This is a genomic window from Paenibacillus terrae HPL-003 (assembly GCF_000235585.1).
GTDB lineage: Bacteria > Bacillota > Bacilli > Paenibacillales > Paenibacillaceae > Paenibacillus > Paenibacillus terrae_B.
Window position 1 is genome coordinate 1,674,973 of record NC_016641.1, and the last position, 16,780, is coordinate 1,691,752.

10 protein-coding genes and 3 rRNA genes are annotated in these 16,780 nt (G+C 48.2%); 12 read left to right on the top strand and 1 reads right to left on the bottom strand.

Annotated elements, in window-relative coordinates:
- Positions 1-35: 35 nt before the first annotated feature.
- The 3 genes from greA (at position 36) to HPL003_RS07705 (ending at position 3,573) form a co-directional block, all read left to right on the top strand.
- On the top strand, positions 36-512 hold the full coding sequence (greA, locus tag HPL003_RS07695) for a transcription elongation factor GreA (protein ID WP_014279073.1): 477 nt from the start codon (positions 36-38) through the stop codon (positions 510-512).
- Positions 513-622: 110 nt separating this feature from the next.
- A complete protein-coding gene (gene lysS, locus HPL003_RS07700; RefSeq protein WP_014279074.1) occupies positions 623-2,149 on the top strand; it encodes a lysine--tRNA ligase in 1,527 nt (508 codons plus the stop codon).
- Between the two features lie 86 nt (positions 2,150-2,235).
- Entirely contained in the window at positions 2,236-3,573 is a 1,338-nt protein-coding gene (locus tag HPL003_RS07705; protein ID WP_014279075.1) for a TrkH family potassium uptake protein, read from the top strand.
- Positions 3,574-3,608: 35 nt separating this feature from the next.
- Here HPL003_RS07705 and HPL003_RS07710 read toward each other — a convergent pair whose 3' ends face one another.
- Positions 3,609-4,244 carry a TetR/AcrR family transcriptional regulator gene (locus HPL003_RS07710; protein WP_014279076.1) on the bottom strand — a complete coding sequence of 212 codons (636 nt, stop codon included), beginning with the start codon at positions 4,242-4,244 and terminating at the stop codon, positions 3,609-3,611.
- Positions 4,245-4,329: 85 nt separating this feature from the next.
- On the opposite strand from HPL003_RS07710, the gene HPL003_RS07715 reads away from it, so the two are divergent.
- The 9 genes from HPL003_RS07715 to serS all read left to right on the top strand — a co-directional run bounded on the left by HPL003_RS07715 (position 4,330) and on the right by serS (position 16,775).
- Positions 4,330-4,875, top strand: coding sequence for a hypothetical protein (locus tag HPL003_RS07715; protein WP_014279077.1), 546 nt, complete (start codon positions 4,330-4,332; stop codon positions 4,873-4,875).
- A gap of 418 nt (positions 4,876-5,293) precedes the next feature.
- Positions 5,294-6,851: ribosomal RNA gene (locus HPL003_RS07720) — 16S ribosomal RNA — on the top strand.
- Positions 6,852-7,204: 353 nt separating this feature from the next.
- Positions 7,205-10,134: ribosomal RNA gene (locus tag HPL003_RS07725) — 23S ribosomal RNA — on the top strand.
- A 155-nt stretch (positions 10,135-10,289) separates the two neighbouring features.
- A 5S ribosomal RNA gene (gene rrf / locus HPL003_RS07730) occupies positions 10,290-10,406 on the top strand.
- Together the 16S, 23S and 5S rRNA genes form the textbook arrangement of a ribosomal RNA operon.
- Positions 10,407-10,754: 348 nt before the next feature.
- Positions 10,755-12,212 (top strand): IMP dehydrogenase, encoded by a 1,458-nt coding sequence (gene guaB, locus HPL003_RS07735; protein ID WP_014279078.1) that lies wholly within the window; start codon positions 10,755-10,757, stop codon positions 12,210-12,212.
- Positions 12,213-12,457: 245 nt separating this feature from the next.
- On the top strand, positions 12,458-13,846 hold the full coding sequence (locus tag HPL003_RS07740; protein ID WP_014279079.1) for a D-alanyl-D-alanine carboxypeptidase family protein: 1,389 nt from the start codon (positions 12,458-12,460) through the stop codon (positions 13,844-13,846).
- Between the two features lie 142 nt (positions 13,847-13,988).
- Complete coding sequence (gene pdxS / locus HPL003_RS07745; RefSeq protein WP_014279080.1) at positions 13,989-14,870, top strand: pyridoxal 5'-phosphate synthase lyase subunit PdxS; 882 nt, start codon at positions 13,989-13,991, stop codon at positions 14,868-14,870.
- Positions 14,871-14,888: 18 nt separating this feature from the next.
- A complete protein-coding gene (gene pdxT / locus HPL003_RS07750; protein ID WP_014279081.1) occupies positions 14,889-15,455 on the top strand; it encodes a pyridoxal 5'-phosphate synthase glutaminase subunit PdxT in 567 nt (188 codons plus the stop codon).
- A gap of 36 nt (positions 15,456-15,491) precedes the next feature.
- Positions 15,492-16,775: a serine--tRNA ligase gene (gene serS, locus HPL003_RS07755; RefSeq protein ID WP_014279082.1), complete on the top strand. Its 1,284-nt coding sequence runs from the start codon at positions 15,492-15,494 to the stop codon at positions 16,773-16,775.
- Positions 16,776-16,780: the final 5 nt, after the last annotated feature.

The window sequence follows — 16,780 nt, forward strand, 5'->3', positions numbered from 1 at the left end:
TTTAAACTTTTCCCATGACAGGAGAATCGGTTAAGATGAGCGATAAAGAAGTCATTCTGACACAGGAAGGTCTTAGAAAGCTCGAAGATGAGCTTGAGAACTTAAAGTCTGTCAAACGCCGTGAAGTGGCGGAACGGATTAAGGTAGCTATCGGATACGGGGATATCAGTGAAAACTCCGAGTATGAGGATGCGAAGAATGAGCAGGCTTTCATTGAAGGCCGTGTCATTACACTGGAAAAAATGCTACGCAATGCCCGCATTATCAATAGTGATGAAATTGAAACCGATGTTGTGGGAGTAGGCGCAACCGTGACCGTTGAGGATATGGAATTTAGAGATGTTACAGAGTATGCGATTGTAGGTTCAGCTGAATCAGACCCGCTCCAGAATAAAATCTCCAATGAAAGTCCGCTTGGCAAGGCAATGCTCGGTAAGAAAAAAGGAACCGTTGTGGATGTCACCGTTCCAGCAGGTGTTATACAATATAAAATCGTGGACATCAAAAAATAAGACACGGACTTTGGAATTGAATGTAAAAGCTTCCTTGGGGAAGCTTTTTTTCTCTACACCCGGACGGACCCCGGCCCGTCTATTCATATTGAAGGAGCTGATTTAGCACCATGTCGGATGAAACTACTAACCAGGAGCCTCAAGAAAATCGTGAGGAACTAAGCGAACTGCTGCAAATTCGCCGCGCCAAATTGGACGAGCTTCGCTCGTTAGGTATTGATCCTTTTGGTCGTAAATACATACGCACAGCTGAGGCGGGTGTACTGCTAAGCAAGTATGACAGTCTGACCAAGGAAGAACTGGAAGAGAAGAATATTGAAATTAGCATTGCAGGCCGTATTATGGCTAAGCGTGTTATGGGGAAAGCCAGCTTTGCCCATGTACAGGATCTCAGTGGACGTATTCAAATCTATGTTCGTCAAGATACCGTGCCGGAAGCTAAATACAAAGCGTTTGGTATTTTGGATCTGGGTGACATTGTGGGAATTAAGGGCGTGCTGTTCAAGACCAAAACAGGGGAAACCACCATTAAGGTGCTGGATCTTGAGGTATTGTCCAAATCGTTGTACCCGTTGCCAGAAAAATATCATGGTCTGAAGGATGTTGAGCTGCGTTACCGTCAGCGCTACGTCGATCTGGTTATGAACCCGGAAGTACAAAAAACGTTCATTACACGTTCCCGTATTATTCAATCCATGCGCCGTTATTTGGACTCGCTTGGTTATTTGGAGGTTGAAACGCCAACACTTCATTCCATTGCAGGCGGCGCGGCGGCCAAGCCGTTTATTACACATCATAATGCATTGGACATGCAGCTATATATGCGTATTGCCATTGAACTTCATCTGAAACGACTGATTGTCGGCGGATTGGAGAAAGTATATGAGATCGGTCGCGTTTACCGTAATGAAGGTATTTCCACTCGCCATAACCCTGAGTTCACGATGATTGAGCTGTATGAAGCGTATGCTGACTACCAGGACATCATGCAATTGACGGAAAACATGGTGGCTCACATTGCGCAAGAAGTGCTTGGTACACAGCGCATTCATTATCAGGGCCAGGAAGTGGACCTGACGCCGCAATGGCGCAGAGTATCTATGGTTGATGCTGTTAAAGAAGTAACAGGCGTGGATTTTGGCGTACAATTGAGCAATGAAGAAGCTCATCGCCTTGCGAAAGAGCATAAAGTGCCGGTAGAGCCGCATATGACCTTTGGACATATCCTGAATGCCTTCTTCGAACAATTCGTAGAGGAAACACTCATTCAACCGACCTTTATTACGGGGCATCCGGTTGAAATCTCACCACTGGCGAAGAGAAACGAGCAAGATCCACGCTTTACGGATCGTTTTGAGCTGTTCGTGGTAGCTCGTGAGCATGCGAATGCATTCACTGAGCTAAATGATCCGATTGACCAACGTCAACGTTTTGAAGCACAACTGCTGGAACGTGAGCACGGCAATGACGAGGCTCATGAAATGGATGATGATTTTATCCGTGCCTTGGAATACGGTATGCCGCCAACAGGCGGACTGGGCATCGGTATCGACCGCTTGGTCATGTTGCTGACGGATGCTCCTTCCATTCGCGATGTGCTGCTTTTCCCGCATATGCGTAACCGTACGGTAGAATAACATAACATTATGAATATGGAGGATCAGCCGGGCTTCCCGTGTCTTGCTCCTCTTTTTCATAAGAACGGATGGAGAGAAGACTTCTAATGAAACGCAGCGTCAAGCTTGCCCGGTTTGCATCGCCTCCTTTTATATTGGTCATCGGATACTTGCTGATTATTGCATTGGGCACTTTGCTGCTGATGCTTCCTGTTTCCAATCATAGTGGACATGCTCCGCATTGGATTGATTCGCTGTTTACGTCCGTTTCCGCTGCTTGTGTCACCGGATTAGTCGTAGTAGACGTTAATTCAACTTATACGATGTTTGGAGAGACGGTCATCATGGTGCTGATGCAACTGGGCGGTCTGGGTTTTATGACCCTGGCGACCTTGTTTGCATTGCTGCTGGGGCGACGGTTATCGTTGAAGGATCGGCTGCTGCTAAAGGAAGCGATTAATGCCGACAGCATGGAAGGAATTGTGCGCATTATTCGCAAGGTGCTGATTTTCTCTTTTACCATTGAGGCGATAGCTGCCGTAGTCATGGCTTTGCGATGGATGAGGGAGATGCCTGTCGGACAAGCGATATACTATGGAATATTCCATTCGGTATCTCTTTTTAATAACGGGGGATTTGACCTGTTCGGAAGCAGCTTCCAACGGTATGCCGGAGATTTTGTGTTCAATATGATTTCTTCCGTACTTGTCATTTCGGGGGGATTGGGTTTTCTTGTACTAAGCGATCTATTCGATTTTCGGCGTACTCGGAGACTGACACTTCACTCAAAAATGGTACTCAGTGTGTCAGGGGCGCTTATTGTGCTTGGTGCGCTGGTCATATTTATTTTTGAGTTTACCAATGCACGAACTCTAGGCTCGCTGAACTGGGAAGGCAAAGTGTACGCATCTGTCTTTCAATCCGTTTCCACGCGTTCATCGGGTACCAGCACAATAGATATCAGCGGGTTAAGGCAGGCCAGCCAGTTTTTTATCATGTTACTGATGATTATCGGCGCTTCTCCAGGCTCCACCGGGGGAGGAATCAAAACGACTACGTTCCTGCTGATGGTTGGCGCCCTAATTGCCGTCATGCGGGGACAGAAGGAAATCGTGTTCTTTCGCCACCGGGTTCCCAGAGATATCATGATGCGTGCGCTGACCATTATTGTATTGGCGCTATTTATCTTCTCCATTGTGGTCATGCTGCTCTTAATGACAGAGGATGCGCCTTTTCTCTCACTTGCGTTTGAGGCTGCTTCCGCGATCGGAACGGTGGGTCTGTCGACAGGTGTGACCCCGGGACTGTCTGACGCGGGTAAGCTGATCATGTGTGTGACCATGTTCATTGGTAGAATTGGGCCGCTCACGATTGCTTATGCCATTCGTCCACGGTCCACCAAGACGTTGTACCGTCGTCCCGAAGGACATATTGTAATTGGATAAGTGCATTGTAGAAATAGAAAAGACGTACCCGTTGTTTACGTGGGTGCGTCTTTTTTGTCTTGGAGTGCAACTAAGGCTTGGGAAGAGCAGATAGTATGAAGGTGATTTTCAATTAAGCGATCCATAAAAGGAGCATCTACTCGACCAGGACGCAATATCCGATGTACGGCCATCCCATCCACCAGAGCATACAATCTTTCGATCTCAAAGTCGGTATCCAAATCCGGCCGTAGTAACCCTGACTTTTGCAAATGTTCCATAAGCATTCCAACAAGCTGGTGCAGTTGGTCATATACCCGATGGGCCAGAGGTTGTAATGAAGTATCCGAAAGGGACTTCGCCGTAAAAATATACCAAACCTCCATTTCCGTCCGCGTATTTTCGTCGTAAGGAATGACCTGACGCAGCAGCCGCTGAATATCCTCAATAGCAGAACCATCAAAGGTCATATTACGGATACGGCTACCCACCCGCTCGGCAACCAGTTCCATAGAAAAAACCATAAGCTCGGATTGGGAGGCAAAATAATGACGCATCGAACCGACAGACATGCCTGCTTCTTGTGCAATATGCCGTACAGATGCCTGCTCCATCCCCAGCTTTCTTATAACCCGCCAAGCCGCCTCGGCTAATTTCACTTTTTGTTTTTGGTGATCGACAATTTTTGGCATAAGATCAGTATATCATACTTGTTTTAAATAATACATGTGTGCTATAACTTTATAGCACACATGTATTATAAAAGGAGGCTTCAAAATGATTCTAACTCTTATCATTGCCTGTGAGATTGGATTCTGGCTATTCGTGATTGCGGGTCTTATCGCGCGGTATATATTCAAGCGGCGGAAGATCGGAGCGAGCTTGTTGGCGTGTATACCTTTAATTGATCTCATTTTAATTGTAGTAACAGTGATGGGTTTAAAAGGAGGGGAGCCGGCGAGTTTTTTTCACGGTTTGGCGGCTGTATATGTAGGAGTCACCATCGCTTTCGGACATCGCATGATTCAGTGGGCGGACAGACAATTTGCTTATCGTTTCTCTACAGGCTCTAAACCCGTATCGGAAAAGAAATATGGCAAGCTCCATGCCAAAGAGGAGAGGGGCGGTTGGTACAGACACTTAGCGGCATGGGGAATAGGCTGTGTCTTATTAATACTAATGATCTGGCTGGTGGGCAATCCGTTACAGACGAAGGAGCTACGGAACATTATTAATTGGTGGCTGTTGGTGCTTGGTATAGATTTTATACTAAGCTTTAGCTACACTCTCTGGCCCAAAAAGCAACCTGTAAACAGAAATTGAGAAACCCAGAAGAGGCTGCTGCATATAAAGGGTAGAGGCAAGGGCAGTAGCCTTGAAAATAAATTTAAAAAACAGTTGCATTTAAATGACGAGCATGGTATATTCTAATTCCGGCCAAGAAATACAAAGTTGCGAGCGAGAGTTACAAAAAAGATTTAAAAAAATGCTTGCAAAGTTGGTTCGGACATGATAAGATATAAGAGTTGATAAGGCGACGAGCTAAGTCAACGAACAGGAAATGTTTGATCTTTGAAAACTGAACAACGAGTGAGTAAATGATTTTGTTCGCAAAATCAACCACGAAGATTTCACTACATGCCGTAAGGTTGTATGAAATCGGAGTGTAAAAGAGATATTTTATCTCGTCAGTTTCAAAATGAGCGAATCGCTCTTTTTATAAACCGACTTCGGTTGGTCTTTAATGGAGAGTTTGATCCTGGCTCAGGACGAACGCTGGCGGCGTGCCTAATACATGCAAGTCGAGCGGGGTTATATTAAAAGCTTGCTTTTAATATAACCTAGCGGCGGACGGGTGAGTAACACGTAGGCAACCTGCCCATCAGACTGGGATAACTACCGGAAACGGTAGCTAATACCGGATACATCTTTTCCCTGCATGGGGAGAGGAGGAAAGACGGAGCAATCTGTCACTGATGGATGGGCCTGCGGCGCATTAGCTAGTTGGTGGGGTGAAGGCCTACCAAGGCGACGATGCGTAGCCGACCTGAGAGGGTGATCGGCCACACTGGGACTGAGACACGGCCCAGACTCCTACGGGAGGCAGCAGTAGGGAATCTTCCGCAATGGGCGAAAGCCTGACGGAGCAACGCCGCGTGAGTGATGAAGGTTTTCGGATCGTAAAGCTCTGTTGCCAGGGAAGAACGTCTTGTAGAGTAACTGCTACAAGAGTGACGGTACCTGAGAAGAAAGCCCCGGCTAACTACGTGCCAGCAGCCGCGGTAATACGTAGGGGGCAAGCGTTGTCCGGAATTATTGGGCGTAAAGCGCGCGCAGGCGGCTCTTTAAGTCTGGTGTTTAATCCCGAGGCTCAACTTCGGGTCGCACTGGAAACTGGGGAGCTTGAGTGCAGAAGAGGAGAGTGGAATTCCACGTGTAGCGGTGAAATGCGTAGATATGTGGAGGAACACCAGTGGCGAAGGCGACTCTCTGGGCTGTAACTGACGCTGAGGCGCGAAAGCGTGGGGAGCAAACAGGATTAGATACCCTGGTAGTCCACGCCGTAAACGATGAATGCTAGGTGTTAGGGGTTTCGATACCCTTGGTGCCGAAGTTAACACATTAAGCATTCCGCCTGGGGAGTACGGTCGCAAGACTGAAACTCAAAGGAATTGACGGGGACCCGCACAAGCAGTGGAGTATGTGGTTTAATTCGAAGCAACGCGAAGAACCTTACCAGGTCTTGACATCCCTCTGATCGGTCTAGAGATAGATCTTTCCTTCGGGACAGAGGAGACAGGTGGTGCATGGTTGTCGTCAGCTCGTGTCGTGAGATGTTGGGTTAAGTCCCGCAACGAGCGCAACCCTTATGCTTAGTTGCCAGCAGGTCAAGCTGGGCACTCTAAGCAGACTGCCGGTGACAAACCGGAGGAAGGTGGGGATGACGTCAAATCATCATGCCCCTTATGACCTGGGCTACACACGTACTACAATGGCCGGTACAACGGGAAGCGAAAGAGCGATCTGGAGCGAATCCTAGAAAAGCCGGTCTCAGTTCGGATTGCAGGCTGCAACTCGCCTGCATGAAGTCGGAATTGCTAGTAATCGCGGATCAGCATGCCGCGGTGAATACGTTCCCGGGTCTTGTACACACCGCCCGTCACACCACGAGAGTTTACAACACCCGAAGTCGGTGGGGTAACCCGCAAGGGAGCCAGCCGCCGAAGGTGGGGTAGATGATTGGGGTGAAGTCGTAACAAGGTAGCCGTATCGGAAGGTGCGGCTGGATCACCTCCTTTCTATGGAGAATCGTTTCCTGCAATGGAAACATTCAAATATGAAGCGTAAGCTTCAAAACTCAGGTTTAGGCCTGTTACTCACTCGTTGCTCAGTTTTGAGAGCTCAAACTCTCAAGCTTCGACGAATGTTTCATTCACACATCTGTGTGGAACCGAAATATTCATCGGGTTTCGCTTCCTTGAAGCGAATTGCACCTTGAAAACTGGATACCGAAACGAAATTGCGTTTTAGAATATTCCTTTATGCTGATCTTGTGTAAACAAGTGAAATAAAGGTAGCTGTTTTGAATTTCATTCACACTTCGGTGATGAAACGAAATTCAAAACAAATCGCATTTACTTTGTAAATGCTAGGTTAAGCTACAAAGAGCACACGGAGGATGCCTAGGCGCCAGGAGCCGACGAAGGACGTGGCGAACAACGATAAAGCCTCGGGGAGCTGTAAGCAAGCTTTGATCCGGGGATGTCCGAATGGGGAAACCCGGCTGTCTTCATCGACAGTCACTTTCTGCTGAATACATAGGCAGAACAGAGGCATACCAGGGGAACTGAAACATCTAAGTACCCTGAGGAAGAGAAAACAATAGTGATTCCGTCAGTAGCGGCGAGCGAACGCGGATTAGCCCAAACCAAGGAGCTTGCTCCTTGGGGTTGTGGGACGTCTCACATGGAGTTACAAAGGAACCGGTTAGATGAAGAGGTCTGGAAAGGCCCGCCAGAGAAGGTAAAAGCCCTGTAGTTCAAAACTTGTTCCCTCCGAGACGGATCCCGAGTAGTGCGGGGCACGTGAAACCCCGTATGAATCCGGCAGGACCATCTGCCAAGGCTAAATACTCCCTGGCGACCGATAGTGAAGCAGTACCGTGAGGGAAAGGTGAAAAGCACCCCGGAAGGGGAGTGAAATAGATCCTGAAACCGTGTGCTTACAAGAAGTCAGAGCCCATTTTAGGGGTGATGGCGTGCCTTTTGTAGAATGAACCGGCGAGTTACGTTCCCGTGCAAGGTTAAGGTGAAGAGCTGAAGCCGCAGCGAAAGCGAGTCTGAATAGGGCGATCTTGAGTACGTGGACGTAGACCCGAAACCGGGTGATCTACCCCTGTCCAGGGTGAAGGTGCGGTAACACGCACTGGAGGCCCGAACCCACGCATGTTGAAAAATGCGGGGATGAGGTGGGGGTAGCGGAGAAATTCCAATCGAACCCGGAGATAGCTGGTTCTCCCCGAAATAGCTTTAGGGCTAGCCTCGGAATAAGAGTCGTGGAGGTAGAGCACTGATTGGGTGCGGGGCCCGCAAGGGTTACCAAGCTCAGTCAAACTCCGAATGCCATAGACTTGGTTCCGGGAGTCAGACAGTGAGTGCTAAGATCCATTGTCGAAAGGGAAACAGCCCAGACCATCAGCTAAGGTCCCCAAGTGTGTGTTAAGTGGGAAAGGATGTGGAGTTGCACAGACAACCAGGATGTTGGCTTTAGAAGCAGCCACCATTGAAAGAGTGCGTAATAGCTCACTGGTCGAGTGACTCTGCGCCGAAAATGTAACGGGGCTAAACACGCCACCGAAGCTATGGCTTGATATTTAGGTATCAGGGGTAGGGGAGCGTTGAATGCGGGTTGAAGGTGTACCGGAAGGAGCGCTGGACTGCATTCAAGTGAGAATGCCGGTATGAGTAACGAAAAGATCTGTGAGAATCAGATCCGCCGAAAGCCTAAGGGTTCCTGAGGAAGGTTCGTCCGCTCAGGGTAAGTCGGGACCTAAGGCGAGGCCGAAAGGCGTAGTCGAAGGACAACAGGTCGAAATTCCTGTACCACCGTAATCCGCTATGAGCGATGGGGTGACGCAGTAGGGTAGTGACGCGGACTGATGGATGTCCGTCTAAGCAGTGAGGCTGGTGTGTAGGCAAATCCGCACATCGTTAAGGCTGGGCTGTGATGGGGAGCGAAAATTGTAGTAGCGAAGGTCATGATCTCAGACTGCCAAGAAAAGCCTCTAGCCAGGAGAAGGTGCCCGTACCGCAAACCGACACAGGTAGGCGAGAAGAGAATTCTAAGGCGCGCGGAAGAACTCTCGTTAAGGAACTCGGCAAAATGACCCCGTAACTTCGGGAGAAGGGGTGCCTCGGTAGGGTGAATAGCCCGAGGGGGCCGCAGTGAAAAGGCCCAAGCGACTGTTTAGCAAAAACACAGGTCTGTGCGAAGCCGCAAGGCGAAGTATACGGGCTGACGCCTGCCCGGTGCTGGAAGGTTAAGGGGAGTGGTAAGCCTTAGGGCGAAGCTATGAACCGAAGCCCCAGTAAACGGCGGCCGTAACTATAACGGTCCTAAGGTAGCGAAATTCCTTGTCAGGTAAATTCTGACCCGCACGAATGGCGTAACGACTTGGGCGCTGTCTCAACGAGAGATCCGGTGAAATTTTAATACCTGTGAAGATGCAGGTTACCCGCGACAAGACGGAAAGACCCCATGGAGCTTTACTGCAGCTTGATATTGAATTTGGGTACGATCTGTACAGGATAGGTGGGAGCCTAAGAGACTTGAGCGCCAGCTTGAGAGGAGGCATCCTTGGGATACCACCCTGATCGTATCTAGGTTCTAACTTAGTACCGTGATCCGGTACGAGGACAGTGTCAGGTGGGCAGTTTGACTGGGGCGGTCGCCTCCTAAAGAGTAACGGAGGCGCCCCAAGGTTCCCTCAGAATGGTTGGAAATCATTCGAAGAGTGCAAAGGCAGAAGGGAGCTTGATTGCGAGACCAACAAGTCGAGCAGGGACGAAAGTCGGGCTTAGTGATCCGGTGGTACCGCATGGAAGGGCCATCGCTCAACGGATAAAAGCTACCCTGGGGATAACAGGCTTATCTCCCCCAAGAGTCCACATCGACGGGGAGGTTTGGCACCTCGATGTCGGCTCATCGCATCCTGGGGCTGAAGTAGGTCCCAAGGGTTGGGCTGTTCGCCCATTAAAGCGGTACGCGAGCTGGGTTCAGAACGTCGTGAGACAGTTCGGTCCCTATCTGTCGTGGGCGTAGGAAATTTGAGAGGAGCTGTCCTTAGTACGAGAGGACCGGGATGGACGTACCGCTGGTGTACCAGTTGTTCCGCCAGGAGCACCGCTGGGTAGCTATGTACGGAAGGGATAAGCGCTGAAAGCATCTAAGCGTGAAGCCCCCCTCAAGATGAGATTTCCCAGTATGTAAGACCCCTTGAAGACGACGAGGTAGATAGGTTGGGGGTGGAAGTGCAGTAATGCATGGAGCTGACCAATACTAATCGGTCGAGGGCTTATCCTAAGAATAAAACGCAAATCGAGTTTCGGATCCAGTTTTCAGGGTGTAACACCTTGAAGGTATGTAGAAGATACATACGAAAAGCGCATGGCTATTCATTCACACGATTCGTGATGAACCGAATATCCATACGGTAGAATTTGTTTAACAAATTCATGTTTGGTGGCGATAGCGGAGGGGTTCCACACGTACCCATCCCGAACACGACCGTTAAGCCCTCCAGCGCCGATGGTACTTGGACCGCAGGGTCCTGGGAGAGTAGGACGTCGCCAAGCAAAAGTAAGAAGGACCATGATCTCCTTGAGATTGTGGTTCTTTTTTTGTATATTATGTTCCAGAACCTTATATGTAATCTCTAATCTGCCTTTTTCCAAGCGGGTTATTTTTTTATAAAAGGGTCGACTTTTTCTCTGGAAACGCTTAATTATAAGGGATGTCCTCCCTGTGAGTACACTTGTTTGTACAGGGGAACACTAAAAGTTATGGCTGCTGAGGAAGGCTTGACACCCCTATACCGCTTTGCTAAGATTGCAATAATATATTTTCAGAGAGCCTTGATTTGTCCATGTCGGACAGACAACAAGACCAATACAGACTAAACAATTTGAAGGAGGATCATCTTGGTGTGGGAAGATAAATTCGGTAAGGAAGGCCTTACCTTTGACGATGTTTTGCTGGTACCTCGCAAGTCGGTGGTTCTGCCGAAAGAAGTAAGTGTAGCGACCCGTTTGAGTGATAACGTAAAGTTGAATATTCCTTTGATGAGTGCCGGTATGGATACTGTTACTGAGGCGGTTTTGGCAATTGCTATGGCTCGTGAAGGCGGTATTGGCATTATTCATAAAAATATGTCGATTGAACAGCAAGCAGTAGAGGTAGATAGAGTAAAACGTTCAGAGAGCGGTGTTATTACCAATCCATTTTCATTGACTCCAGATCACTTGGTATCCGATGCTGAAGCTGTTATGGGTAAATATCGTATTTCTGGTGTACCTGTTGTAAACGAAGAAAATAAGCTGGTGGGTATTATCACGAACCGCGATCTTCGTTTTATTCACGATTTTAATCTTAAAATTAGTGAAGTTATGACGAAGGAAAAGCTGGTAACTGCACCTGTAGGTACGACCTTGCAGGAAGCGGAAGGCATTTTGCAAAAGCATAAAATTGAAAAGCTTCCTTTGGTGGATGATGGAAATTACCTCAAAGGGCTTATCACTATTAAAGATATTGAGAAGGCTATTCAATTTCCAAACGCAGCGAAAGATGCACAAGGGCGTCTTCTGGTTGGTGCGGCTGTAGGTATTTCCAAAGATACGTTTGATCGGACTGAAGCACTCGTAAATGCAGGTGTGGATCTGATTGTCGTCGATTCTGCTCACGGTCATCATATTAACATCATTGAAGCGGTTCGCAAATTGCGTGATGCTTATCCTGATCTGACGATTGTAGCAGGTAATGTAGCTACTGGTGACGGAACGCGTGAACTGATTGAAGCCGGAGCTTCGGTTGTAAAAGTCGGCATTGGTCCAGGCTCTATCTGTACAACGCGCGTGATCGCCGGGATTGGTGTTCCGCAAGTAACAGCTATTTATGATTGTGCGACAGTAGCACGGGAATATAATATTCCGATTATTGCAGACGGTGGTATTAAATATTCCGGCGAAATTACGAAGGCCATTGCGGCGGGAGCTTCTGCGGTAATGCTGGGTAGTCTTTTTGCTGGTACGGAAGAAAGTCCAGGCGAATCCGAGATTTATCAAGGACGTCGTTTTAAAGTATATCGTGGTATGGGTTCCATGGCTGCGATGAAGCAAGGAAGTAAGGATCGTTATTTCCAAGATGATGATAAGAAATTGGTACCGGAAGGCATTGAAGGACGTGTCGCTTATAAAGGGCCACTTTCCGACACGGTTCATCAGCTGTTGGGCGGTCTTCGTTCCGGTATGGGATATTGCGGTACTGCTAATATCGAGGAGCTTCGTAATGATACGAGCTTTATCCGTATTACGGGTGCAGGCTTACGTGAAAGCCATCCGCATGATGTGCAAATTACGAAAGAAGCACCGAACTATTCATTATAAAGTTCGACTGTAGCAGACTTGACGACAGGCAGGGCGTATTTCGCTCTGCCTGTCTTTTTTTAGAGATACCCCTGTGATAGAATAGACAAGTGTAGATAAGAGCAGAGAACGTTGATCAATGGCTACAACTGGGGAAACAAAACGGGAATTTAAAACATTAATTACATTGGCCTAGTAGAGGCATTATCCACCGTCTCGTTATACATAGCGGATCGGGTTGAGGTACGAGAGGAGTTTGTATTCATTTGAAAGCGAACAATCATAAAAAAAATAAGAAACGCAGCATGATTAAAAAGAGCGTAACAGCAGTCATGGTGCTTAATATGGTGTACATGTCAGCATTACCGGTTGTGGGCAATTTTGATCCGTCTGTAGCTACTTTTGCCGCCGGAGCGACAACAGAGGCGGTCAATATTACGGGGACAGGCACTGTTAAGCCGCCTAGTCTGGCGCTGCGCTCGGCTATCTTGATTGAGCCTTCCACAGGGCAGGTATTGCTGTCTATGAACCCGGATGAGCCGCTCCCACCAGCAAGTATGACCAAAATGATGACAGAGTACATCGTAGCGGAGCAGGTCAAGCAGGGGAAACTCAAATGGACGGATAAGGTTACAGTTCAAGAGAATGCTGCTAAGAGCATCGGATCACGTATTTTTCTGGCTCAAGGTGATCAACATACGGTAGAAGAGCTGTATATTGCCATGGCGGTAGGCTCTGCTAATGATGCAACGGTAGCTCTTGCTGAGCGTGTGTCTGGAACCGAGCAGGACTTTGTAAAATTGATGAATGAAACAGCTCAGAAAATGGGCATGAAAAATACGTATTTTATCAACTCTACAGGGTTAGACCGTGGCGATATGCCTAAAGGGTTTCAACCAGATACCGATCGTGAAACCGTAATGACAGCGAGAGATGCGGCAACACTGGCTGGAAACATTATTAAGGATCACCCAGACTATACACGGTTTACGACGATTCAATCGTATAAGTTCCGTCCGACGGACAAGGCGCCGATTATTAACTACAACTGGATGTTGGAAGCAAACAAGAATATAACCAACTTTAGAAAGTTCGCTTATCCGGGTCTGGATGGAATGAAAACCGGTCATACGGCTAATGCGGGCAACTGCTTTACAGGAACAGCCGAACGCAACGGAATGCGTCTCATTAGTGTAGTTATGGGGGCTGACTCGGATGCGCACCGTTTTACAGAGACTGCTAAAGTATTGAACTATGGTTTTGATAATTTTGAAGTGAAGCAGGTAGTGGCTCCAAAGACGGTAGTTAAGGGCGCCGAAAATGTGCCTGTCTCCAAAGGCACGGAAACTGAAGTACCTGTTGTGACCAAAGATGCGGTAAGCTTTGTCGTACCTAAGGGTGCTGGCAATCCAAAAGTGACGTTTACAACCAATATTACACCGGAAAGCTCACTCGTAGCGCCTTTGAAGCAAGGGGCAAAAGTCGGAACGATTAGCTATACGTACAAAACGGATGGTGTGGAAAAAGGTCAGGTGAAAACCGTTGACCTGGTAACTACGACGGATGTAGAAGAGGCTGGCTGGTTCCGTATGCTTTTCCGGGCAATTGGTAACTTCTTCGGTGATCTGTTCCAGGGTATTAAAAACCTGTTCTAATCGTCTGATTACCAGACAAATAGAGCCGCTGATTCTTGCTATGCCTTACGTATTTTGCTGATTGAAATGATTGTGTATTTGGCGTCTGTGCGGTAAAATATTAAGTTAGAATCTAAACGTAACCCTTACAGGAGGCGACGACATGGAAACGGGAACTTCACGTGTAAAAAGAGGTATGGCAGAGATGCAAAAAGGCGGCGTAATCATGGATGTCATGAACGCTGAACAGGCTAAAATTGCGGAGGCGGCAGGAGCTACAGCGGTAATGGCTCTTGAACGGGTGCCTTCAGATATCCGTGCAGCTGGCGGCGTTGCCCGTATGGCTGACCCTACGATTGTGGAAGAGGTCATGAAGGTGGTTTCTATTCCCGTTATGGCTAAGGCTCGTATCGGCCATTTTGTGGAGGCAAAGGTGCTGGAATCTCTGGGGGTTGACTATCTCGATGAGAGCGAAGTGCTGACGCCTGCGGATGAAGTTTTCCATATTGATAAGCGGGAGTTTACCGTTCCATTCGTTTGCGGAGCCAAGGATCTGGGAGAAGCGTTGCGTCGCATCGGCGAAGGGGCATCCATGATTCGTACAAAGGGTGAGCCTGGAACCGGAAATATTGTCGAAGCTGTTCGTCATATGCGTTTTATCAATGGCCAAATTCGCAAGGTGCAAAACCTGTCCAAGGACGAGCTGTATGCAGAAGCGAAAAACCTTGGCGTTGCTTACGAATTACTGCTGGAAGTGCATGAGCACGGCAAGCTGCCAGTGGTCAACTTTGCAGCGGGCGGCGTAGCAACACCTGCTGATGCGGCATTGATGATGCATTTGGGTGCTGATGGTGTCTTCGTTGGTTCCGGTATTTTCAAATCCGATAGCCCTGAGAAATTTGCACGTGCCATCGTGGAAGCGACTACTCATTATACGGACTACAAGCTGATTGCAGAAGTGTCCAAGAATCTGGGCGCTCCAATGAAGGGCATTGAAATTTCCAAGCTGGCACCGCATGAACGTATGCAGGATCGTGGTTGGTAAGAAGGAAGGGACAGGCGCATGAAAATAGGAGTTCTGTCGCTGCAAGGCGCTGTGGCCGAGCATATACGAAGCGTTGAACGTGCGGGTGCAGAAGGTGTGGCGGTAAAGAAGATCGAGCAGCTCGATGAGCTGTCCGGTCTTATCATTCCCGGCGGTGAAAGCACGACGATTGGCAAGCTGATGCGCAAGTATGACTTTATTGATGCTATACGCCAGTTTTCCGATCAAGGCAAGCCTGTATTCGGCACTTGTGCGGGGTTGATCGTGCTGGCCAAAACGGTTCAAGGACAGGAAGAAGCGCATCTGGGACTGATGGATATTACAGTGTCACGTAATGCTTTTGGTCGCCAGCGGGAAAGCTTTGAAACAGACTTGGACATTAAAGGGATTGAGGAACCGGTTCGTGCTGTATTTATACGCGCGCCATTAATACAGTCTGTTGGAACGGGAGTAGATGTGCTGTCTGAGTATAACGGCGAGATCGTGGCGGCCCGTCAGGGTCATTTGCTGGCTTCATCCTTCCATCCAGAATTAACGGACGATTACCGGTTGCATCAGTATTTTGTAGATATGGTCCGCGAATAGCGGAAAGTCAGGTTTGTAGTGTAGGAGGGATTACCAGTGTTAGATATAAAGATTTTACGTAATGAGCTTGGTCGGGTTGAAAAAGCTTTGCAAAATAGAGGGAAATCTCTGGATCTGATAAATGGCTTTACGGATCTGGATGTGCGTCGTCGTGAGTTGCTTCAAGAAAGTGAGGCGCTCAAAAATCGCCGAAATGTCGTATCCGGTGAAGTAGCCAAGTTGAAGAAGAATAAAGAAAATGCGGATGACCTTATTGCTGAGATGCGTCAGGTTTCCGACCGTATTAAAGAATTGGATGAGCAAGTGCGCGAGCTGGAGATTCAGATCGACGAACTGGTAATGTCCATTCCGAATATCCCCAATGAGTCGGTTCCTGTAGGTGCTTCAGAGGAGGATAATGTAGAGATTCGTCGCTGGTCGGAGCCACGTGAATTTTCTTTTACGCCAAAAGCACATTGGGAGCTGGCACAGGAGCTGGATATTCTCGATTTTGAGGCGGCAGCCAAGGTGACAGGTTCCCGTTTTACGTTCTACAAAGGACTGGGAGCACGCCTGGAGCGTGCGCTGATTAACTTTATGATGGATCTGCATAGCAGTGAGCATGGTTATGAGGAAATGCTGCCTCCATACATTGTGAATCGGGACAGCCTGTATGGCACGGGACAGCTTCCGAAGTTTGAAGAGGATTTGTTCAAGCTGCGCGATACCGAGTATTATCTCATTCCTACGGCTGAGGTTCCGGTAACGAACTATCACCGCGAAGAGATTATGAACGCGGATCAGCTTCCGAAAAATTATGTGGCATACAGCTCTTGCTTCCGCTCTGAGGCAGGATCGGCAGGAAGGGATACACGTGGTTTGATCCGTCAGCATCAGTTCAATAAGGTAGAGATGCTTAAGCTGGTTCACCCGGACACCTCCTATGAGGAACTGGAGAAAATGACGAACAATGCAGAGCGTGTTCTGCAACTGCTTGGACTTCCATATCGTGTGCTGGCACTTTGCACCGCGGATATGGGCTTCACGTCTGCCAAAACGTATGATCTGGAAGTGTGGCTGCCTGAGAGTGGCATGTACCGCGAGATTTCTTCTTGTTCAAATACAGAAGATTTCCAAGCGCGTCGTGCAAACATCCGGTTTCGGCCGGAGCCGAAAGCAAAGCCTGAATTTGTACATACGCTGAACGGTTCAGGATTGGCTGTAGGACGCACAGTGGCTGCTATTTTGGAGAATTATCAGCAGGAGAACGGAAGCGTTGTAATTCCAGAAGTGCTGCGTTCATACATGCGAGGCGCAGAAGTTATTGCTCCCAAACAGTAAGTATT